19 protein-coding genes are annotated in these 20,029 nt (G+C 73.1%); 11 read left to right on the top strand and 8 right to left on the bottom strand.

The genetic code is table 11. The annotated features are described in order from the left end of the window. Positions 1-249: 249 nt before the first annotated feature. The 3 genes from ABT095_RS17675 (at position 250) to ABT095_RS17665 (ending at position 3,486) form a co-directional block, all read left to right on the top strand. Positions 250-819: an RICIN domain-containing protein gene (locus ABT095_RS17675; protein WP_350530334.1), complete on the top strand. Its 570-nt coding sequence runs from the start codon at positions 250-252 to the stop codon at positions 817-819. Positions 820-1,117: 298 nt separating this feature from the next. After that, on the top strand, positions 1,118-2,443 hold the full coding sequence (locus ABT095_RS17670) for a hemolysin family protein (protein ID WP_350530333.1): 1,326 nt from the start codon (positions 1,118-1,120) through the stop codon (positions 2,441-2,443). Then, positions 2,440-3,486 (top strand): hemolysin family protein, encoded by a 1,047-nt coding sequence (locus tag ABT095_RS17665; protein WP_350530332.1) that lies wholly within the window; start codon positions 2,440-2,442, stop codon positions 3,484-3,486. Before ABT095_RS17670 ends, ABT095_RS17665 begins: the two co-directional genes overlap by 4 nt. Positions 3,487-3,696: 210 nt before the next feature. On the opposite strand, the gene ABT095_RS17660 is transcribed toward ABT095_RS17665, so the two are convergent. The 4 genes from ABT095_RS17660 to ABT095_RS17645 form a co-directional block, all read right to left on the bottom strand. Then, the gene (locus ABT095_RS17660) at positions 3,697-3,879 is read right to left on the bottom strand and encodes a hypothetical protein (RefSeq protein ID WP_350530331.1); all 183 of its coding nucleotides are present in this window, start codon (positions 3,877-3,879) and stop codon (positions 3,697-3,699) included. Next, positions 3,879-4,649, bottom strand: coding sequence for a MerR family transcriptional regulator (locus ABT095_RS17655; protein WP_350530330.1), 771 nt, complete (start codon positions 4,647-4,649; stop codon positions 3,879-3,881). Before ABT095_RS17655 ends, ABT095_RS17660 begins: the two co-directional genes overlap by 1 nt. Before the next feature lie 47 nt (positions 4,650-4,696). Beyond that, complete coding sequence (locus tag ABT095_RS17650) at positions 4,697-6,571, bottom strand: AAA family ATPase (protein ID WP_350530329.1); 1,875 nt, start codon at positions 6,569-6,571, stop codon at positions 4,697-4,699. Between the two features lie 381 nt (positions 6,572-6,952). After that, entirely contained in the window at positions 6,953-7,531 is a 579-nt protein-coding gene (locus tag ABT095_RS17645; RefSeq protein WP_350530328.1) for a uridine kinase family protein, read from the bottom strand. Positions 7,532-7,746: 215 nt separating this feature from the next. On the opposite strand from ABT095_RS17645, the gene ABT095_RS17640 reads away from it, so the two are divergent. Next, positions 7,747-8,910, top strand: a complete 1,164-nt coding sequence (locus ABT095_RS17640) for an acyl-CoA dehydrogenase family protein (RefSeq protein ID WP_350530327.1) — start codon at positions 7,747-7,749, stop codon at positions 8,908-8,910. Positions 8,911-9,048: 138 nt separating this feature from the next. Here the strand turns inward: ABT095_RS17640 and ABT095_RS17635 are convergent, their stop codons facing one another. Beyond that, entirely contained in the window at positions 9,049-9,399 is a 351-nt protein-coding gene (locus ABT095_RS17635; RefSeq protein ID WP_350530326.1) for a hypothetical protein, read from the bottom strand. A gap of 224 nt (positions 9,400-9,623) precedes the next feature. Here ABT095_RS17635 and ABT095_RS17630 point away from each other — a divergent pair, with 224 nt between their 5' ends. The 4 genes from ABT095_RS17630 (at position 9,624) to fxsA (ending at position 14,038) form a co-directional block, all read left to right on the top strand. Continuing rightward, entirely contained in the window at positions 9,624-10,064 is a 441-nt protein-coding gene (locus tag ABT095_RS17630) for an Lrp/AsnC family transcriptional regulator (RefSeq protein ID WP_350530325.1), read from the top strand. A 30-nt stretch (positions 10,065-10,094) separates the two neighbouring features. Beyond that, the gene (locus ABT095_RS17625) at positions 10,095-11,702 is read left to right on the top strand and encodes an amidohydrolase (RefSeq protein WP_350530324.1); all 1,608 of its coding nucleotides are present in this window, start codon (positions 10,095-10,097) and stop codon (positions 11,700-11,702) included. A gap of 157 nt (positions 11,703-11,859) precedes the next feature. Continuing rightward, the gene (lnt, locus tag ABT095_RS17620) at positions 11,860-13,458 is read left to right on the top strand and encodes an apolipoprotein N-acyltransferase (protein ID WP_350530323.1); all 1,599 of its coding nucleotides are present in this window, start codon (positions 11,860-11,862) and stop codon (positions 13,456-13,458) included. A gap of 49 nt (positions 13,459-13,507) precedes the next feature. Further along, positions 13,508-14,038, top strand: a complete 531-nt coding sequence (fxsA, locus tag ABT095_RS17615) for an FxsA family membrane protein (RefSeq protein WP_350530322.1) — start codon at positions 13,508-13,510, stop codon at positions 14,036-14,038. A gap of 66 nt (positions 14,039-14,104) precedes the next feature. Here fxsA and ABT095_RS17610 read toward each other — a convergent pair whose 3' ends face one another. The 3 genes from ABT095_RS17610 to ABT095_RS17600 form a co-directional block, all read right to left on the bottom strand. Beyond that, the gene (locus tag ABT095_RS17610; RefSeq protein WP_345286024.1) at positions 14,105-14,479 is read right to left on the bottom strand and encodes an RNA polymerase-binding protein RbpA; all 375 of its coding nucleotides are present in this window, start codon (positions 14,477-14,479) and stop codon (positions 14,105-14,107) included. A gap of 230 nt (positions 14,480-14,709) precedes the next feature. Continuing rightward, complete coding sequence (locus tag ABT095_RS17605; protein WP_350530321.1) at positions 14,710-16,278, bottom strand: hypothetical protein; 1,569 nt, start codon at positions 16,276-16,278, stop codon at positions 14,710-14,712. A gap of 106 nt (positions 16,279-16,384) precedes the next feature. Beyond that, positions 16,385-16,579: a hypothetical protein gene (locus ABT095_RS17600; RefSeq protein ID WP_104814662.1), complete on the bottom strand. Its 195-nt coding sequence runs from the start codon at positions 16,577-16,579 to the stop codon at positions 16,385-16,387. Positions 16,580-16,836: 257 nt separating this feature from the next. On the opposite strand from ABT095_RS17600, the gene ABT095_RS17595 reads away from it, so the two are divergent. From ABT095_RS17595 to ABT095_RS17585, 3 genes are all read left to right on the top strand, one after another. Next, entirely contained in the window at positions 16,837-17,256 is a 420-nt protein-coding gene (locus ABT095_RS17595) for an ankyrin repeat domain-containing protein (protein WP_350530320.1), read from the top strand. A gap of 45 nt (positions 17,257-17,301) precedes the next feature. Then, the gene (locus ABT095_RS17590) at positions 17,302-17,787 is read left to right on the top strand and encodes a GNAT family N-acetyltransferase (protein ID WP_350530319.1); all 486 of its coding nucleotides are present in this window, start codon (positions 17,302-17,304) and stop codon (positions 17,785-17,787) included. Between the two features lie 255 nt (positions 17,788-18,042). Then, positions 18,043-19,917: an Ig domain-containing protein gene (locus ABT095_RS17585; protein ID WP_350530318.1), complete on the top strand. Its 1,875-nt coding sequence runs from the start codon at positions 18,043-18,045 to the stop codon at positions 19,915-19,917. Positions 19,918-20,029: the final 112 nt, after the last annotated feature.

Raw genomic sequence — 20,029 nt, 5'->3', positions numbered from 1 at the left:
GGTGAACGGCTCGGCGGCGGTGGGGGCATGCGTGGCGAGATCGGGGTGATCGGCCGAGGTCGTGGCGGACTGCCGGGGTGGGGTGGGGAGTTGGGGAGGTTACGGTTCCGGTTGGTGGCTGGAAAGTTGCACTTGGTGGGTTGTGTGCGGGCCCGTTAGTTTCTGGGTGCTCGGCCCGCAGGGGGTGCACGGCGACCGGCCGCTCTCCTGTGTGTGCTGTCCCCTCCGCCTACCGACAGGAGAACTGTTGTGAAGACTTCCGCGCTGCTCTCGGGCCGCTGGGCCCGGGCCGCGGTGGCCGTGGCCACCGTCGCGGTGTCCGCGCTGACCGCCACGGGCACCGCCGCCGCACAGTCGCCCGCCCACGCCCGGGTGCGGCCGAACATCGGGTGGGACGGGGTCTACGACCACATCGTCAACAACAACAGCGGGCTGTGCCTCGCGTTGCCGGGCGCCAGCACCGCGTACGGCGCCGGGGTGATCCAGTGGCCCTGCGGCTCGTGGACCGACCACTACTGGACCACGGACTACCAGTTCACCGAGAGCGGTTACTACTGGTACCACGTGGTGAACCGCAACAGCGGGCAGTGCCTGGCGCTGCCGGGCGCGAGCACGCAGGCCGGTGCCCAGCTGGTGCAGTGGCCGTGCGGCCAGTGGAAGGACCACTACTGGGCCTTCGAGCTCGACACCAACGGCCAGGTGCACATCGTGAACTACAACAGCCGCCAGTGCCTGGCCCTGCCGGGCGCCAGCACCCAGCCCGGCGCCCCGGTGATCCAGTGGCCCTGCGGCACCTGGGCCGACCACTACTGGCACTGACCGCCGGCGAGTCAGGGGGCGGGCTGATGTAGGGGAGGCGAGCCGATCCGGTGAAGGCTGCGGACACGGTCGAACGGGTGGTCCGGCTTCGTACGGTCATCGTCTAGGCTGGTAAAGCCGGAGCAAAGTGCCCGGCGGCCCGCCCGGCCGGTCACCCGACCGCCGGGGCGGACCCGCGACCTGAGGAGTGACACCTCCCCTCGATGGACGATCCATCCGGTAGTACCCGCGCCGTCTCGCATCCCCACGGCGGGCTCGCCCCAGGCGAACTCCCCGGCCACGGAAGGCAGGCGGCCCTGTGACCACCGCCTGGTTGCTGCTCCTCGCGGCCGTGCTGCTCATCCTCGCCAACGGCCTGTTCGTGGCGGCCGAGTTCGCCCTGGTGACCGTCGACCGCGGCAGCGTCGAGCGCGCCGCCGCCTCCGGTGACCGCAAGGCCGCGAGTGTGCGCAAGGCACTGCGGCAGCTCTCCTTCCAGCTCTCCGGCGCCCAGCTCGGCATCACCGTCACCTCCCTGGTGGTCGGCATGCTCGCCGAGCCCGCCCTCTCGGTGCTGCTCGGCCCGCTGCTGACCGGCGTCGGCGTGCCCGAGTCGGCGGCCACCGGCGTGGCCGTGGTCGTCGGCATGGTGCTCGCCACCGTGGTGCAGATGGTGATCGGCGAGCTCGTCCCCAAGAACTGGGCGATCTCCCGCCCGCTGCAGGTCGCCCGCGCCGTGGTCGGCCCGCAGCGGCTGTTCTCCGCCGCCTGCCGCCCGCTGATCACCTTCCTCAACGGCGCCGCCGACCGGATCGTCCGGGCGCTCGGCATGGAGCCCGCCGAGGAGCTCGACCACGCCCGCACCCCCGCCGAACTGGTCTCGCTGGCCCGCCACTCGGCCAGGGCGGGCGCGATAGACGAGGAGTCGGCGACCCTGTTCGTCCGCACCCTGGGCCTGGGCGAGCTGACCGCCGAGAGCGTGATGACCCCCCGGGTGGACGTGGCCGCGCTGCAGCGCGACGCCAGCGCCGCCGACGTGCTCAACCTCTGCCGGGCCACCGGTCTGAGCCGCTTCCCGGTGTACGGCCACAGCCTGGACGAGGTCAGCGGCACCGTCACCCTCAAGGACGCCCTCGCCGTCCCGGCCGGGCGCCGCACCCACGTCCGGGTCGCCGAGCTGGCCACCGCGCCGCTCCTGGTGCCCGAGACGCTGCCCGCCGAGCGGCTGCTCGAACAGCTGCGCCGCGAGCAGCCGATGGCCATCGTGGTGGACGAGTACGGCGGCACCGCCGGGGTCGCCACCCTGGAGGACATCGTCGAAGAGATCGTCGGCGAGGTGCAGGACGAGCACGACCCGGCCGACGCCCCCGAGCTTCGCCGCCTCGCCCCGCAGGACGGCCTGCCGGTCTGGGAGGCCGACGGCCGGGCCCGGACCGACCAGCTGGAGGCCATCGGGCTGCACACCCCCGAGGGCCCGTACGAGACGCTCGGCGGGCTGCTAGCCGACCTGCTCGGCAAGATCCCCGAGCGCGGCGAGCAGGCCCACCTGCCCGGCTGGCGGTTCACCGTGCTGGCCGTCGAGCGCCACCGCACCAGCCGGGTGGAGATCCGGCGCACCCCGGACGACGAGGACGAAGCCCGATGACCGCCGCCTTCCAGCTCGCGGCCTCGCTGCTGCTCCTGCTGGGCAACGCCTTCTTCGTCGGCGCCGAGTTCGCCGTGATCTCGGTGCGGCGCAGCCAGATCGAGCCGCTCGCCGAGGCAGGCAACCGCCGCGCCCGCACCGTGCTGCACGCCCTCGCCAACGTCTCCGCCATGCTCGCCGCCGCACAGCTCGGCATCACCGTCTGCTCCCTGCTGCTCGGCGCGCTGGCCGAGCCGACCATCGCGCACCTGCTCGAGGGGCCGTTCCACGCGCTCGGCCTGCCGGACGGGCTGATCCACCCGCTGGGGTACGCGCTGGCGCTGGGCCTGGTGGTCTTCCTGCACATGGTGATCGGCGAGATGGTGCCCAAGAACATCGCGCTGGCGGGCCCCGAGAAGGCCGCGCTCTGGCTCGGCCCGCCGCTGGACCGGCTGGCCCGGCTGCTCGCCCCCGTCATCCGGGGCCTGAACGCCTTCGCCAACGGCGTCCTGAAGCTCTTCCGGGTCGAGCCCAAGGACGAGGTCGAGTCGGTCTTCACCACCGAGCAGCTGCTGCACCTGCTGAGCGACTCGCACGAGGCGGGGCTGCTGGACGAGCAGCGGCAGGAGCGGCTGGAGGACGCCCTCGAGCTCGGCCACCGGCCGGTGACGGACGTCCTGCTGGAGCCGGCGCAGCTGGTGACGGTGGGGGCCGGCGCGACCGCCCGCGAGGTCGAGCGGCTGGCCGTACGGACGGGCTTCTCGCGGTTCCCGCTGCTGGACGGGAGCGGCGCCGTGCTCGGGTACCTGCATGTCAAGGACACGCTGGAGGCGGAGGACCTCGACGCGCCGATGCCGGAGCGCCTGCGGCGGCCGGTCACCGTCCTGCGCGGGTCGATGCCGCTGGACGACGCACTCGCCGCGATGCGGCGCACGGCCTCCCACCTGGCCGTGGTCACCGGCCCCGACGGCGCCCAGCTCGGCGTCGTCACCCTGGAGGACGTCCTGGAGGAACTGGTCGGCGAGATGCACGACCCCGACCACCGGGTGACGGGCCGCGCGTAGGGGGGCAAACCCCCCAGGGGCGCGGGGAGCTGCGCGAGGTCGGAAGAAGCCTGACCTGCCAGCTTCCGCAGGGATCCAGTTGCACTGTCTGGGGCGCGGGGAACTGCGCGATGCGGTAGGCGACAGGCCGTGCATGGCCGGCAGCGCCTTCGCCGAGGCGCTCCCGTGGCTCGCCGCCCAGCTCGGCACGCCGGGCCCGCACCAGCAGGGTCAGGACCTGCCGAGCCGGACGTAGGTGATCACCAGCTGGACGCCGAGCGAGAGCACCACGGCGGGGATGACCGGCCAGGGGGTCAGCCCGGTCACCGTGAACGGGATCAGGACGGCGAGGGCGATGAGCAGGGTCGGCAGGGTGCCGACGGCCGAGATGCGGAGCTTGGTGCGGGCGTTCATCAGGAGTGGTCCTTCCGGCGGGCTTCGTCCAGGTAGGTGCTGAGGTCCCGCCACTCGTCGGCGGGCGCCTCGGGGTGGCCGGAGAGCGCGGCCGGCTCGGCCTGCCAGGCCGCGCGGACGGCGCCGGAGAGGGCGGTGTCCCCGCCGCTGAAGAGGGCGGACAGCTCGTCCATCCGTTTCACCAGCCGCCGGACCTCCGGCGCGGTGGGGGCGGCCCCGGCCGTGCGCAGGGCCTCGGCCCGGCGGTAGAGCTCGGGCCACTCCACCTCGAGCAGGTAGTGGGTGGCCGGGCCGACCGAGGCCGCCCGCTCGCGCAGGGCCGCGATCTGGTCGTCGTCCAGGTGGCGGCGGAGCGCCTCGAGATCGGCGGGCCCGGCGCTGTTCATGGACTGCAGGACGTCGAGCAGCGCGTCGATCCCGGGCGAGCGCTGCTGCAGCAGCTCCCCGTGGACATGGGTGAGCCGGGACCGCAGGGCGGTCAGCTCGGCGATCGAGCGCTCGACCCCGGCCACGTGCTCGCGCACCAGCCGGACGGGGTCGACGCCGACGTCCAGGCAGGTGGTGATGGACTCCAGGCCGAGGCCGAGCCGTCGCAGCGCGAGCACCTGGTAGAGCCGGACGACGTCCGCCTCGCTGTACTCGCGGTGCCCCGCCGGGGTGCGGCGGGAGGGGCTGAGCAGCCCGAGCTGGTCCCAGTGGTGCAGGGTGCGCACGGTGAGGCCGGCAGCCTCGGCGAGCGCACCCACCTTCCAGGTCTGTTCGAAGGTCATGACCATACTCTGCAACCTGACGTCGCGTGAGGTGCAAGCCGGTGGGCTCAGGACCTGCCGTCGATCAGCTCCCCGTAGGCCTGCACCAGGTCGGGCAGCCGCAGGGTGGCCAGGTCCTCCCGGGTCGGCAGCTCGCGCAGGGTGGACAGGCGCAGATCGCGGTAGGCGCAGGACTTCTCGTACAGGGTGCGGATGAAGCGCCCGTTGCCGAGGTCGTCGATCCAGCCCTCGCCGACCACGTGGCCGCAGATGCTGGCCAGCTCCTCGCTCGCGTCGGTGTCCCACTCGTCCCCGCTGACCGCCGCCAGCGAGCGGCCGATCGCGGTCAGCTCCGGCGGGCGGTAGCTGGGGAAGTCGACCCGGGTGGTGAAGCGGGAGTTCAGGCCGGGGTTGGTGGCGAGCAGGCGGTTCATCCCCTCCGGGTAGCCGGCCAGGATCACCACCAGCCGGTCGCGGTTGTCCTCGGCCCGCTTGAGCAGCACCTGCAGGGCCTCGTCCCCGTACGCGTCGCCCTTGCTGTAGCCCGAGTTGGAGAGGCTGTACGCCTCGTCGATGAAGAGCACGCCGTCCAGCGCGGAGTCGATCAGCTCGTTCGCCTTGACGGCCGTCTGGCCGAGGAACTCGCCGACCAGGTCAGCCCGTTGGGCCTCCACCAAGTGGTCGCCGGAGAGCAGCCCGAGGGCGTGGAACACCTGCCCGAGGATGCGGGCCACCGTGGTCTTGCCGGTGCCCGAGGGGCCGGAGAAGACGAAGTGCCGCTTGGGCGGCTGCACCGGCAGGCCCTGGTCGGCCCGCAGCCGGGACATCCTCAACTGCGCCGACAGCGCCCGGACCTGGCGCTTCACCGGGTCGAGCCCGACCATCTGCTCCAGCGCCGCGAGCGCCGCCGCCAGCCCCTCGCCGCCCTGCACCGCCCCGGCCACCGCCGGCCGGTCGGGCGCCGCGGCCGCCGCCTCGGCGGCCCGCAGCACCGCCCCCGGCGTCGGGCCGGCCTCGGCCGCGCGCTCCGGCGCCCCCTGCGGCTCGGCCGGCGCCTCCGCCCGCGGATCCTCCGCAGGCTCGGCGTACTCCGGCTGGTAGCCGAACTCCCCGTCGAACCCCGGTTCGAGACCGGTGAGTTCGGCCGACGGGGTGTCCTCCTCGGCGAACAGCTGACCGTCCTCGGTGGAGATCGCCGCCAGCCGGGCGGCGGTGTCCATGAAGGCCGGATCCGCCCGGTGCACCGCCCGGTACAGCGGCAGCGCGGCCGCGCTGCGCCCGGCCCCCTCGTACGCCCGGGCGAGCCAGTAGCGCAGCTCCTTGCGCTGCGGCTGCTCGGAGCGGCAGCGGGCCAGCGAGGCGGCCAGCGGGCGCTGCGCCTGGGCGCACATGTCGAGCCGGACCCGGGCCATGCCGCCGAACAGGCCCGCCTCGATGCCGAGCAGCGGGTCGTCCAGGAGCCGGTCGGTGTCCCGGATCAGCTGCTCCCAGTCCTTGAGCAGGTAGGAGCGGCAGGCGTGCAGGAAGCGCACCGAGGAGTCCTCGTCCACCGGCGGGCAGGAGGCCAACGCGGCGTCCAGCTCGGTGAGATGGCGCCCGTCCAGCCAGTGCGAGGCGTGCGCCAGGGTCAAGTCCCGGGCGTCCTCCAGGACGGGCTGCACCCACCAGCCCAGCCAGTACCACGAGCTGAGCGGGCGGCGGTGCCGCTCCCGCTGCTCGCCGAAGCGGTCCCGGTGCCGGTGCATCGCCAGCAGCGCGCCCGAGGTGTCGCAGCGCAGCGCGTGCAGGCCGAGCCAGGCATCGGCCATCCCCGGGTCGAGCCGTACGGCCGCCCGGAACTCCTCCTCGGCACGCGCGTACGCCCCCGCGGCGTAGGCGTCCATCGCCCGCAGCCAGGCCCGGTCGGCGAGTCTGTTCGCCCCGGACGTCCCTGAACTCTCCATCGACAACTCACGCCCCCCGGTGTGCGTTACGAGGGCCGGTGCCAGGCGTGGCCAGTGCCGGACCCGCGACGCCTTGAGACGCGGCCGCGCCCGTCATGACGAATCGTACCGGCGAAGCTCTGATCCGGAAGGGTGCCGCGCAGGCCCAAATCTCGGTGGATAACGGGTCGTTGGGGGCCAAGCGGTCTCCCTGGCAGCTCGCTGATCGTGCGCTGATCGTTCGCTGGCCGTTCACTGGGAAACGGCCGGAGACAGAAGCGGCGCCCTCGGCCCACGGGGGAAGGGGCCGAGAGCGCCGCAGCTCTTAAGTTGCGAGATAAACAAAACTCGCCACGGGGAGAACATATTTCCGCCTCGGGCGGTGGTCAAGGGTTGAGGGCGTCAGTTGAACGCCTGATCCTCGAGCGGGCGGCCGGTGCGGCCGTCGACCAGCAGGCCCGCGTACGGGCGGCTCGGGTCGGCGGCGAAGTGGGCCGCCTCGGCCCGGGCCCAGCCCGCCCAGAACTCGGCCAGCTCCGGCCCGTCCCGCAGCTCGCCCCGGGCCCGGGCCTCGGGGGCGGGCAGCTCCATCCAGACCAGCTCCGCCAGCCACGGCCGCACCTCGCGCCGCCCGGCGCCGACCCCCTCCACCAGCACCACCTCGGCCGCCGGGATCTCCTGCACGGCCTCGAAGCGGCACAGCGTCCAGTCGTAGACCCGGTGCCGGGCCGCGACACCCCCGGCCAGCGGCTCCAGGACCTGCTCGCGCAGCCGGCCGACCCACTCGAAGGGCTCGGCATGGGTGGCCAGGTCGTCCAGGTGCACCACCGGCGCCCCGCCCAGGGCCTCGGCGAGGCGGCCCGCGAAGGTGGTCTTCCCCGACCCCGCGTGCCCGTCCACCGCGACCAGCCGCACCGGACCGCAGGAGGGAGCCAGCGCCCGCAGGCGGGCGGCGAGGGGGAGCAGATCGGGGGCCGGCATGGGGCCCAGCCTAGGGGGTCGGGGACGGGTCTCCAGGGGCGGCCACCTGCGAAGGTATGCCCCGGGGCCGTGACGACGGCCGCCTGATCGGGCATACTCGCTTCGCCACGTCTGTGAACGGCCGTTCACCGCAACCCGGTGCCGGTCGGGCGATTCCGCCGCGCCGCGTCCGCCCACCCCGGCGCGCGGTGCCCGATCGAGGAGGCCCCGCCCTCATGAGCCCCGCCCCTGCCAAGCCTGTCGACCGCCAGCTGCCCAGTGACGAGGCCCGCGAACTGCTCGGCCTCACCCGTGACCTCGTCCAGCGCGAGCTCACCCCCCGCGCCGCCGAGGACGAGGCCGCCGGCCGCTTCCCCCGCGAGGTCTTCCGCACCCTGGGCGAGGCCGGCCTGCTCTCCCTCCCGTACGGCGAGCAGTACGGCGGCGGCGACCAGCCGTACGAGGTCTACCTGCAGGTCCTCGAGGAGCTGGCCGCCGGCTGGCTGGCCGTCGGCCTCGGGGTGAGCGTGCACACCCTCTCCTGCCACGCCCTGGCCACCTTCGGCACCGACGAGCAGCGCGAGCGCTGGCTGCCGGGCATGCTGGGCGGCGAGCAGCTGGGCGCCTACTGCCTCTCCGAGCCGCAGTCCGGCTCCGACGCCGCCGCGCTGCGCACCCGCGCCGAGCTGGACGGCGAGGACTACGTGATCAGCGGCACCAAGGCGTGGATCACCCACGGCGGGCACGCGGACTTCTACAGCTCGATGGTGCGCACCAGCGACGACGGCGCGCGGGGCATCAGCTGCCTGCTCGTCCCGGCCGGGGCCGAGGGCTTCTCGGCGGCGCCGCCGGAGCACAAGATGGGCATGACCTCCTCGCCGACGGCGCAGCTGCACTTCGACGGCGTGCGGGTCGGGCGCGAGCGGCTGGTCGGGGAGGAGGGCCAGGGCTTCCAGATCGCGCTCTCGGCGCTGGACTCCGGGCGGCTGGGTATCGCGGCCTGTGCGATCGGTGTGGCGCAGGCCGCCCTCGACCTCGCGGTCGACTACGCGGGCACCCGCCAGCAGTTCGGCCGGCGGATCGCCGACTTCCAGGGCCTGTCCTTCATGCTCGCCGACATGGCCACCCAGATCGAGGCCGGCCGCTCGCTCTACCTCGCGGCCGCCCGCCGCCGCGACGCCGGGCTCTCCTTCTCGAAGGAGGCCGCGATGGCGAAGCTGTTCTGCACCGACGCCGCGATGAAGGTCACCACCGACGCCGTCCAGGTCCTCGGCGGCTACGGCTACACCCAGGACTACCCGGCCGAGCGCTACATGCGCGAGGCCAAGGTCCTCCAGATCGTCGAGGGCACCAACCAGATCCAGCGCCTGGTGATCGGCCGCCACCTGACGGGCAAGTGAGCCACTGAAGGGGCGCGAGGAACTGCGCGAGTGCGGAAGATGACGGCCTGTCGCCTTCCGCAGCGCGCAGTTCCTCGCGCCCTGTTGTTGCTGAGGCCCCGAGCCCCTTCAGGTGGTGCAAGTCCCCTGGAGCGGAGCTCAGGCCGCGTGCGAGAACGGCTGGGTGCGCCAGTCGAGCTGTGCGGGGAGGGTGAGGAGCGCCGCGGGGCAGTTCGGGCCGGCGGGCTCGTCGCACTCGCTCAGGTCGTCCGTGAACTCCCCCGAGCCCGGGCAGACGGCAGTGGCGAACGGGTGCCAGGCGGTCGGCACGGCGGCGTGCTGCGGCAGCCGCTCCTCGTCCCCGACGAGCGCGATCGGCCGGTCGCAGGCCGGGCAGTGCACTCGGACGATCTCCCAGTTCTCCACCTCGCCCGGGTCCACCCCGGGAAACTCGACGGCGTCGAGCAGTGCATCCTCCGCGCCGCGGGCGCGCTGGTCAGTGGCAGGCATCTGATCCCCCTCGGATCGGGCCGCATCCCTCCGGAGGCGGCCATCACCAGCACTTCCCGCCGACGGACCGTCATAATCCTGCGGCGAGCCGCACGCCGATGCATCCGGTGTGTCCTTGGCCACATTCATCCGGCACATGCCAATGGCGTGCGCCGGGTGTGCGACTCTGCGCCCCGGAGGGGGCGGTCGGCAAGGGGGCGCCCGGGGCAGTAGGTTTGCGCCTTGTGGAGGATCTAGACCAGCGCATCGTCCAGCTGCTTCTCGAAGACGGCCGGATGAGCTACACGGACCTGGGCAAGGCCACCGGCCTGTCCACCTCGGCGGTGCACCAGCGGGTGCGCCGCCTCGAACAACGCGGGGTGATCCGTGGCTACACCGCCATCATCGACCCGGACGCGGTCGATCTGGCGCTGACCGCGTTCATCTCGGTCAAGCCCTTCGACCCGAGCGCCCCGGACGACACGCCCGAGCGCCTGGCCGGGCTGCCGGAGATCGAGGCCTGCCACAGCGTCGCGGGCGAGGAGAACTACATCCTCAAGGTCCGGGTCCCCGCCCCCGGTGACCTGGAGGACCTGCTGGCCCGGATCCGCTCTGCCGCCGGCGTCTCCACCCGCACCACCGTGGTGCTCTCCACCCCGTACGAGGCCCGCCCCCCGAAGCTCTAGCACCCCGCAGGGGGGTGCAGACTTGCTCCCATGACCGAACGCACCAACCGCACCGTGCTGCTGCGCGGCGGCAACGTCCACAGCCCCGCCGACCCCTTCGCCACCGCGATGCTGGTGGAGGGGGAGCAGATCGCCTGGGTCGGCAGCGACGGCGCCGCCGAGTCGTATGCGGCGACCGCCGACGAGGTGGTGGAGCTGGACGGTGCGCTGGTCACCCCCGCGTTCGTGGACGCCCACGTGCACGCGACCTCGGCCGGTCTGGCGCTCACCGGCCTCGACCTGACGGACTCGCCCTCGCTGGCCGAGGCGCTGGAGCGGATCGCCGCCTTCGCCGCCGCCGGCGAGGGCGTGCTGATCGGGCACGGCTGGGACGAGACCAAATGGCCCGAGGGCCGCCCGCCGACCCGCGCCGAGCTGGACGAGGCCTGCGCAGGCGCAGCCCTCTACCTCTCCCGCACCGACGTGCACTCCGCGCTGGCCTCCACGGCCCTGCGCACCCTCACCGAGGGCCTGACCGAGCTGCCCGGCCACGACCAGGACGCCCCCCTCACCAAGGACGCCCACCACGCCGTCCGGCAGGCCGCCCTGGCCCATCTGACCCCGGCCCAGCGCCGCGCCGCCCAGCTGGCCACGCTGCGCCGAGCAGCCGAGCTCGGCATCGGCGCCCTGCACGAGTGCGCCGGCCCGGAGATCTCCTCCGAGCAGGACCTCGCGGACCTGCTGGCGCTGGCCGCCGAGACCGACGGCCCCGAGGTGTTCGGCTACTGGGGCGAGCTCGCCTCGCGCGGCGGCGTCGAGACCGCCCAGCGCCTGGGCGCCGTCGGCGCGGGCGGCGACCTCTTCGTGGACGGCGCGCTGGGCTCGCACACCGCCTGCCTGCACACCGCGTACGACGATGCCGAGCACACCGGCACCGCCTACCTGAGCGCCGAGCAGGTCGCCGACCACGTCACCGCCTGCACCGAGGCGGGCCTGCAGGCCGGCTTCCACGCGATCGGGGACGCCGCGCTCACCGCCGTCGTCGAGGGCGTCCGCACCGCCGCCGACCGGCTCGGGCTCGCCCGGGTCAAGGCCCTGCGGCACCGCGTGGAGCACGCGGAGGCCCTGGACGACAAGGCCGTGGCCGCCTTCGCCGAGCTCGGGCTGACCGCCTCGGTGCAGCCGGCCTTCGACGCGGCCTGGGGCGGGCCGGAGGGGATGTACGTCCAGCGGCTCGGCGCGGAGCGCGCGGCCGGGCTGAACCCGTTCGCCGCGATGCTGCGGGCGGGCGTGCCGCTGGCCTTCGGCTCGGACGCTCCGGTCACCGCGCTCGATCCGTGGGGGAGTGTGCGGGCCGCCGCGTTCCACCGGACGCTGGAGCACCGGATCTCGGTCCGCGCCGCGTTCGCCGCCCACACCCGGGGCGGCTGGCGGGCGATCGGGCGGGACCAGGACGGCGTGCTGGTGCCCGGCGCCGTCGCCAGCTACGCGATCTGGGCCGCCGACGACCTCGTGGTCCAGGCCCCCGACTCCCGCGTGGCGGGCTGGTCCACCGACCCCCGCTCCGGCACCCCGGGCCTCCCCGACCTCACCCCGGGCGAGCCGCTCCCGGTCTGCCTGCGCACCGTCGTCCGGGGCCGGGCAGTCTTCGAGCGCTGAGAACCCTCCAGGGGCCCCGTGCCCCCGAACGGATAGTGCAAGCAGTCCGCCGTGCGTCGCTGCGGCGCCGTGCTTGGTCGGCCGCGCCGTTCCTCGCACCCCCGAGCGGGGATGGTGCAGCTGCCGGTGGATTTGGTCCGTGCTGTACGGTTCGCTGATGCAGCAAGAATCCGTTCCCAGCAGCCGTCTCGCCCGGATACGGGCGGGTCTGCCGAGGACCGCGCTGGCGGTCGTCGGCGGGCTTCTGCTGGCGCTCTCGTTCCCGCCGTTCGATCTGTGGCCGCTGTCGGTGGTCGGGGTCGGGCTGCTGTCGGTGCTGACGCGGGGGCGGACGGCCCGGCAGGGGGCGTGGACGGGATTCGTGTTCGGGTTCCCCTTCTTCCTGCTGCTGCTCGACTGGCTCCGGGTGATCGGTCTGGACGCCACCGTCGGGCTGTCCGCGATCGAGGCGCTGTTCGTCTCGCTGATGGGCGCGGGCCTGGCGGTGAGCTCCCGGCTGCGGGCCTGGCCGCTCTGGGCGGCCTGCCTGTGGGTGGCCCAGGAGTGGGCCCGGGACAGGCTGCCGTTCGGCGGCTTCCCGTGGGGCCGGCTGGCCTTCGCCAACACCGCGAGCCCCTTCACACCGCTGGCGGCGCTCGGCGGCGCCCCGCTGGTGACCTTCGCCGTGGCGCTCTCCGGCGCCCTGCTGGCCTGGGCCGTGCTGAACTTCCGCACGAGCACCCGGGCCACCGCCCTGGCCGGCGCCGGAGCCGCCGCCGCCGTCCTCGCGGGCTATGCGGTGCCCGTCCCGACCAAGGCCGACGACACCGTCAAGGTCGCCCTGGTGCAGGGCAACGTCGCACAGCCCGGGATGGACTTCCTCGGCCGCCCGATGATGGTGCTGAACAACCACGCGGCCGCGACCGAGCAGCTGGCCAAGGACGTGGCCGCCGGCAAGGCGCCGCGCCCGGACGTGGTGATCTGGCCGGAGAACTCCTCCGACCTCAACCCCTTCCTGGACCCGGTGGCCAAGGACCGGATCGACCAGGCCGTCCGCACCGTCGGCGTGCCGACCCTGGTCGGCGCCCTGGTCGACGGGCCGGACAACCAGCACGTGCAGAACGAGGGCATCGTGTGGGACCCGGTGACCGGCCCCGGCGCCTCGTACACCAAGCAGCACCCGGTGCCGTTCGGCGAGTACGTGCCGTTCCGTGCCGAGCTGTCCAAGGTGATCACCCGGCTGCAGCGGGTCGCCCGCGACTTCTACCCGGGCAAGGGCAACGGCGTGATGCAGCTCGGCCCGGCCCGGATCGGGGACGTGATCTGCTTCGAGGTGGCGTACGACGAGATCGTGCGAGACACCGTCAACCAGGGCGGCCGGGTGCTGGTGGTGCAGACCAACAACGCCACGTACGCCGAGAGCGGCCAGCCCGAGCAGCAGCTGGCGATGTCGCGCCTGCGGGCGGTGGAGCACGGCCGCGCCGTCCTGATCGCCGCCACCAGCGGAATCAGTGCAGTGATCGAGCCCGACGGCACCGTCTCGCAGCGCACCAAGGAGCTGACCGCCGCCGAGCTGAGCGCCACCGTGGCGCTGCGGGACGGCAGGACGGTGGCCGACCGCGTCGGCGCCGCGCCCGAGTGGGCGCTCGCGCTGGGCGGACTGCTCGCCGCGGGGGCGGGTGTGCTGGCAGGGCGCCGCAGCCGCCGCAAGCCCGAGGCCGCCGAGGCTGACGGAACACCGGCCGAGGCCGGGTCGTTGACCTCAGTGGTGCCTTAACCGGCCCGGATCGGCCGGGCGGGAGCACCGCGTTGGAGTGATTCCTATCGTGACCCAGCACGCCACCCCGGCCCCCACTGCCCCGCGCAGCCGCCTGCGGCGGCTGCTGCCCCTGCTGTTCACCGCCTGGCTGGTGCTGGAGATCTGGCTGCTCACCGTGGTGGCCGGGTGGATCGGCGGGTTCGCCGTCCTGCTCCTGCTGATCGCCGGGGTCGCGGTCGGCGGCTCGCTGATCAAGCGGGCCGGGGCGCGGGCCTTCTCGGCCGCGCTCGCGCAGACCAGGGACCCGCAGTCGCAGCAGCCGCAGACCGGTACCAGCATGACCGTGCTGGCCGGGGCGCTGCTGATCCTGCCCGGCTTCCTCTCCGACCTGCTCGGCCTGACCCTGCTGTTCCCGCCGACCCGCGCGCTCTGGCGCGCCCTGGGGCGGCGGCTGACGGCCACCGCGCTGCGCTCGGCCGCCCCGGCGGGTGCGGCGCCGTTCGCGGACGCCGTGCGGCTGCAGGAGCAGCTGCGGATCCACCGGCCGGACGGCAAGGTGATCCAGGGCGAGGTCGTGGAGCCGGACGGCGAGAAGTAGTAAGGGGCGGGTACGCCGAAGGGGCCCCGGGCGGTTGCCCGGGGCCCCTTCGGCGCTACTTCCGCGTCAGGCGCTCTTGCGAGTGTCCCGCGGGTGAACCGCGAGGTTCATCCCGCCGGAGCGCAGGACGGCCAGCCGCTCGGCCAGCACCTCCTCCAGCTCCTCACGCGTACGGCGCTCCATCAGCATGTCCCAATGGGTGCGCGTGGGCTTGGTCTTCTTCTCCTCCGGCTCGTCGCCGTCGAGAAGCATGGCTTCCTGTCCGCAGAAACGGCACTCCCAGGCCGAGGGAATCTCCGCCTCGACGGAGAAGGGCACCTCGAACCGGTGTCCGTTCTGACATGCGTACTCAACGGTCTGGCGGGGAGCCAGATCGATTCCACGGTCGGTCTCGTAGCTAGTGGCCCCGAGTCGCGTGCCGCGGAGAGCTCGCTCGCTCATGAATCGTGCCTCCCGGGCTTATGGCCCACAGGACTAGTGGTCGCTGTCATCGTCGTTCGGTCAACGCTCGGCCTCCGACGAAGATTCCCGTCCCGGGATATGCGTCGCCTGTCGTGCCGCCCCTGTTTGTACCCACCGTCGCCCGATTTGTCACATCTGAGCGTAATTATCACCCTGAGTATCACAAATTATGCACACGGTGATCGGAATCCGGTCGGTGGCGCCCCAGCTTATCGGCGCGAGCCGCCGCCGTGCGCCGTCTTGTCGAGCCGGACGCCGGGTTCGAGCTGGACGGTCGCGGTCGGGGCGGGTGCCTCCTCGCGGGTATCGCGGTGCGGGAGGAGGGCGATCACGGCGTCCCGGTCGGCGGCCGGGGCCTCGTCGTCCAGCGGATCGGCCGTGATCGGCACCTGGAGACGGACCGGAGCCGCGGTGCCCAGGCGGGCGTAGCCGCGGCCGGGCGGGGTGTGGGAGGCCGGGCAGATGTCCAGCGGGGCACCGAGCGCCTCCTGGGCGAGCTCGGGGTGGACGGGGCCGAGCACGACCCGGGCCCGGGTGGTGGCGCGCACCCCGGGAGAGACGCGGTCCCGGGCGTCGATGTCCTCGGCGACCACCACGGTGACCCGGGCGGCCCGGCCGTGCCGCAGCGGCACCTCGAGCAGGTCCTGCGGGTCGGGGCGGCCCTCGGCGTGGGCCAGCTCGCTGAGCTCGGTCGGGTGGTCGAGCAGCAGCCAGAGCGGCCGGGTGACGTCGGCCGGGGCGGGCACCCCGTACTGGCGGGAGGCGTTCAGGGCCGAGATCCGCCGCTCGGTCTCCTTGGCCACCCAGTCCAGCGCCGCCAGCGCGCCGTGCAGGCTGGTCTCCACGGTGTGCACCCCGGGCCGGTTGACCAGGCAGGCGTGCTCGCCGGTGCCGGCGCCGTCGATCACCACCAGGTCGCCGTGCGGCAGGGCCTGGAGGGCGATCGAGCGGACCAGCGAGGAGGTGCCGTAGCCGGTCACACCGAAGGCGAGCAGGTGCGGCTCGGCGGCGCGGGCGCCGGTGCGCCAGACCACCGGGGGCTGCTGCTGGGTGGCGCCGGCCTGGGTCACCGGAATGGTCAGGCTGCTGCCCTGGACGTCGGTGAAGCCGAGCACGATCTCGCCGGGTGCGGTGACGAAGACCTGGGCGGGGATGTCGGCGGGCAGCGGGGCGAGGGCGGTGACCCGCAGCCTGTTGGACTCCTCGTCCCAGTCGAAGCGGTACTCCCGCGAGCGGCCTGCCTTGCTCTGCAGCACCTGCTCGATCCGGGCCCGGGCGCCCGGCTCGGTGTCGGTGAAGGAGAGCGGGTAGCGCAGCTCCAGGCTGGTCAGCCGCCCGTCCTCGTCGAAGGCCCAGGAGTCGAAGGCGTCCTTGAACCCGCCCTCGCCGTGGTAGAGCGGCGTGAGGTCGTCGAAGCCGCCCAGGTAGGGGGTGAGGGCGGCGTAGAGCGCGGTGAGCTTGGTGCCCGCCACGTCCGGGGCGGGGGGCGGGGCGGCCTTGGGCTGGCGGCCCGCCCAGGCGGCACTGGCCATCAGGGCGACCAGGGCGAACAGCGGGCCGTGCGGCAGCAGGAAGATGCCGAGCAGTGCGGCCGCGACCAGGAACAGGGCCGGGCCCCGCCGCTCCTTGGGGGTGGCGGCCCAGCGGCCCTTGGTCCAGTCGGCGTGGCTGCGCAGGCCCCGGCCCATCAGGGTGAGCGGCGCGAACATGTCGGCAGCGTGGTCGCCCGCGGTGCGGGCGAAGTCGCGGCCCCTGGTCAGCTGGCGGTTGAGGGACATTCCGGAGGTCTCCCCGACGGTGGGATGGGTGACGGCAGGAGCGGGATGGCAGCGGGCCCGGGGCGGTAGGGGTCCGCACCCGGGCCGGAAGGACGAGGAGCGCGGCTCAGAACTTCAGGCCGCCGAGCAGGCTCGCCAGGCTCGCGCCGCCCGCCTGGATGCTGGGCGCGATGGACGAACCCGCGATGTAGAAGCCGAGCAGGGCGCAGACGATCGCATGCGAGGGCTTGAGGCCGTCCCGTCGGAAGAACAGGAATGTGATGGTGCCGAACAGGACGATGCCGGAGATGGAGAGGATCACGCGTCTGCTCCTCGGGGAGGGGGGACAGGGACGTAGGGGAAAAGAGTGTTACCGAAAGTGTCCCAATCGTGACAAAAAGTAATAGATGATGGAATGTGGCAAACGGGTGTTTCTGGGCGGAAGGATTGGCTCGGCCGTACACGCGCGAAGTCCGGCCCCGAGAAATTCGCCCGAACGGATGCGTTACCACCTGACGGGCGTGTCGTCCGCTACGGTGCATACCGCAGTGACACACACCGAATGGGAGGGCCTGTTCCATGACCGACTCCGCCTCGTCCGGCTCCGCCGCTCAGCACCCCGACGCCGAGGTCATCGAACTCGCCGGGAAGCTCTTCGACGCCGCCCGCGCGGGCGGCACGGCCCTGCTGGCCGCCTACCTGGACGCCGGGGCCCCGGCCAACCTCGCCAACGACCGGGGCGACACCCTGGTCATGCTCGCCGCCTACCACGGCCACGAGGAGACGGTGCGGCTGCTGATCGAGCGCGGCGCCGATCCGGACCGGGTCAACGACAAGGGCCAGACCCCCCTCGCCGGGGCGGTCTTCAAGGGCGAGCTGGGTGTCATCGCCGCACTGCTCGACGGCGGCGCCGACCCCAAGGCCGGCACCCCCTCGGCGACCGAGACGGCCCGGATGTTCGGCAAGGACGACCTGGTCGCACGGTTCGAGGGCCGCTGAGCCCCGGCCCCGGCCGGTGCCGCCGGGGCACGTAGGCTGGCGGTCATGGACATTCGTACGACCGGGTACGGGCACCCGGACGCCCAGAAGCTGGCCGCCGAGGTGCAGCAGGAGTACGTCCGCCGGTACGGCGACGTGGACGCGACGGTGATGCACGCCGACCACTTCGACCCGCCGGCCGGGCTCTTCGTGGTGGTCTACCTCGACGGCGAGCCGGTGGCCTGCGGCGGCTGGCGGGCCAAGGAGCCCAACGACCACGGCCTGCGCGAGGGCGACGCCGAGCTCAAGCGGATGTACGTGCGGCCCGCCGCGCGCGGCCGGGGCCTGGCCCGGGCCGTGCTGCGCCACCTGGAGCAGACCGCCGAGGCCGCCGGCCGCACCCGGCTGGTGCTGGAGAGCGGCACCGAGCAGCCGGAGGCGCTCGCGCTGTACACCTCCGAGGGGTACGCGCGGATGCCCGGTTTCGGGGTGTACCGGGACGCGCCGGAGTGCGTCTGCATGTCGAAGGAAATCGTCGCCGTCGCGCGGTAGCCGGACGTACCGGAACCTGGCTCATTCCCCCGTCAATTCCCGCAATTGGCGGGGGTTTTGCCGTTCCTGAGCGGGTGGCTCCAGGATCAACTTCTGAGTTTCCTCTGACCTGCCGTACGACTCGTTGACCGGTGTCGGACAACGCTGCTCTGCTTGGCGCAGTGCCCGGCGGATCTCCGGTCGAGTGGTCAATTCCACTGACGTCCAGGGGAGTTGCCGCCGTGCGCACTGTCACCAGAGAGGATTCCCCCACCCATGGGTACCCCCCACACCCGCGGTGCGGCCCGGCTGGTCATGGCCGGTATCGCGTCGCTCTCGCTCGTCACCGGCGCCACGATGGCCGCCGCCGCCACCCACGCGGCCCCGGCCAACTCCGGCAGCGCGGTGGTGAACCCGTTCAGCCCGGCATACCAGCACCCGTACCGGCACGGCGTGGTGCCGACCATCCAGCAGCACGCCAAGATGCAGTCCTGGTCCGCGAGCCACCCCACCCCCAACGTGGCGACCGGCCCGGAGACGCTGTCCTACGGCGGCGGCATCGACGGCATCGGCGTGCAGAGCGGCCACTCCAAGGTCTACCTGGTGTTCTACGGCAGCCAGTGGGGCACCCAGACCACCGACGCCAACGGGAACGCCAAGTTCTCCGGCGACTCGGCCGGGGCGGCGGGTGCCACCCAGCAGATGTTCAAGGGCATCGGCACCGGCGGTGAGCTCTGGTCGGCCGACCTGACCCAGTGGTGCGACGGGCCCAACGTGGCGACGGGGGCGACGAGTTGCCCCTCGAACGCGAACTTCATCCCGTACCAGTCGGGTGGTGTGCTCGCCGGGGTCTGGTACGACAACTCGGCCGCCTCGCCGAGCGCCGCCACCGGCCACCAGTTGGGCCAGGAGGCCGTCAACGCGGCCGGGCACTTCGGCAACACCACGGCCGCCGCCAACCGCGACGCGTACTACGTGATCCTCTCCCCGCACGGCACCAACCCGGACCAGTACCAGAACCAGTACTGCGCCTGGCACGACTACAACGGTGACACCACGCTCACCGGCGGCGCGGTCTCCTCGCCGTACGGCGACGTCGCGTTCTCCAACCAGCCGTACAACATCGACTCGGGCGCCGGCTGTGGCGTCGGCTTCGTCAACTCGCCCGGGACGCTGGACGGGTTCACCATGACGCTCGGCCACGAGTGGCACGAGATGATGTCGGACCAGAACCCGGCGGGCGGCTGGACCAACAACACCGGCAGCTCCTACAACGGCCAGGAGAACTCCGACGAGTGCGCCTGGCTCTCGCCGGGTACGTCGGGCGGCGCGGCCAACATCACCTTCGGCACCTTCGGCACCTGGGCCGAGCAGGCCAGCTGGTCGAACGACACCAACGCCTGCGCCATCTCGCACCCGATCGTGGGCGGCACCCAGGGCAACACGGTCACGGTGACCAACCCGGGCGCGCAGAGCACCATCGTCAACACGGCCGCCTCGCTGCAGATCAGCGCCAGTGACTCGGCCTCCGGGCAGACGCTGACCTACTCGGCCACCGGCCTGCCGGGCGGTCTGTCGATCAACTCCTCGACCGGTCTGATCTCCGGCACCCCGACGGCCACCGGCACCTCCTCGGTGACCGTGACGGCCAAGGACACCACCAACGCCTCGGGTTCGGCCTCCTTCAGCTGGACGGTCTCCACCAGCGGCGGTGGCGGCGGCGTCGTCAACGGCGGCTTCGAGACCGGCAGCCTGAGCAGCTGGACGGCGGCGGGCTCCGCCAGTGCCTCCACCTCGGCGGCGCACAGCGGCAGCTACGGCGCGATGGTCGGCTCCACCAGCCCGAGCGGCACCTCCTCCGTCGCCCAGACCTTCACCGCCCCGGCGGGCAGCACGAAGGTCAGCTTCTCGTACAACGTCACCTGCCCGGACACCGTGACCTACGACTGGGCCACGGCCACCCTCAAGGACAACACCACCGGCACCACGGCGACCGTCCTGGCCAAGACCTGCACCCAGGGCGCCGGCTGGAAGACCGCGAGCGGCACCCTGACCGCCGGCCACAGCTACACCCTGACCCTGACCAGCAAGGACGACAACTACCCGGGAGACCCGACCTACACCTACTACGACGACGTGACGGTCTCCTGACCAAGACGTAGCTGACTGGGGGCGGTGGGGCGGGCCGGGGCCGTCGAGGAGCTGGGCGCCTTCCGGCTGCTCACCCGGGGCGACGAACTGCCGGTCTTCGCCTTCACCACCG

The organism is Kitasatospora sp. NPDC002227, assembly GCF_040296285.1.
GTDB lineage: Bacteria > Actinomycetota > Actinomycetes > Streptomycetales > Streptomycetaceae > Kitasatospora.
This window is presented reverse-complemented; position numbering and strand designations above follow the sequence as displayed.

Bases quoted from the DNA above. Each gene is read 5' to 3' on its own strand.
- ABT095_RS17640 (WP_350530327.1), top strand. From the start codon at position 7,747: ATGAGCCCCGCCCCTGCCAAGCCTGTCGACCGCCAGCTGCCCAGTGAC.
- ABT095_RS17605 (WP_350530321.1), bottom strand. From the start codon at position 16,278: ATGTCCCTCAACCGCCAGCTGACCAGGGGCCGCGACTTCGCCCGCACC.
- ABT095_RS17645 (WP_350530328.1), bottom strand. From the start codon at position 7,531: ATGCCGGCCCCCGATCTGCTCCCCCTCGCCGCCCGCCTGCGGGCGCTG.
- lnt (WP_350530323.1), top strand. From the start codon at position 11,860: ATGCAGCAAGAATCCGTTCCCAGCAGCCGTCTCGCCCGGATACGGGCG.
- ABT095_RS17625 (WP_350530324.1), top strand. From the start codon at position 10,095: ATGACCGAACGCACCAACCGCACCGTGCTGCTGCGCGGCGGCAACGTC.
- ABT095_RS17655 (WP_350530330.1), bottom strand. From the start codon at position 4,649: ATGACCTTCGAACAGACCTGGAAGGTGGGTGCGCTCGCCGAGGCTGCC.
- ABT095_RS17635 (WP_350530326.1), bottom strand. From the start codon at position 9,399: ATGCCTGCCACTGACCAGCGCGCCCGCGGCGCGGAGGATGCACTGCTC.
- ABT095_RS17610 (WP_345286024.1), bottom strand. From the start codon at position 14,479: ATGAGCGAGCGAGCTCTCCGCGGCACGCGACTCGGGGCCACTAGCTAC.
- ABT095_RS17665 (WP_350530332.1), top strand. From the start codon at position 2,440: ATGACCGCCGCCTTCCAGCTCGCGGCCTCGCTGCTGCTCCTGCTGGGC.
- ABT095_RS17660 (WP_350530331.1), bottom strand. From the start codon at position 3,879: ATGAACGCCCGCACCAAGCTCCGCATCTCGGCCGTCGGCACCCTGCCG.
- ABT095_RS17650 (WP_350530329.1), bottom strand. From the start codon at position 6,571: ATGGAGAGTTCAGGGACGTCCGGGGCGAACAGACTCGCCGACCGGGCC.
- ABT095_RS17590 (WP_350530319.1), top strand. From the start codon at position 17,302: ATGGACATTCGTACGACCGGGTACGGGCACCCGGACGCCCAGAAGCTG.
- ABT095_RS17595 (WP_350530320.1), top strand. From the start codon at position 16,837: ATGACCGACTCCGCCTCGTCCGGCTCCGCCGCTCAGCACCCCGACGCC.
- ABT095_RS17585 (WP_350530318.1), top strand. From the start codon at position 18,043: ATGGGTACCCCCCACACCCGCGGTGCGGCCCGGCTGGTCATGGCCGGT.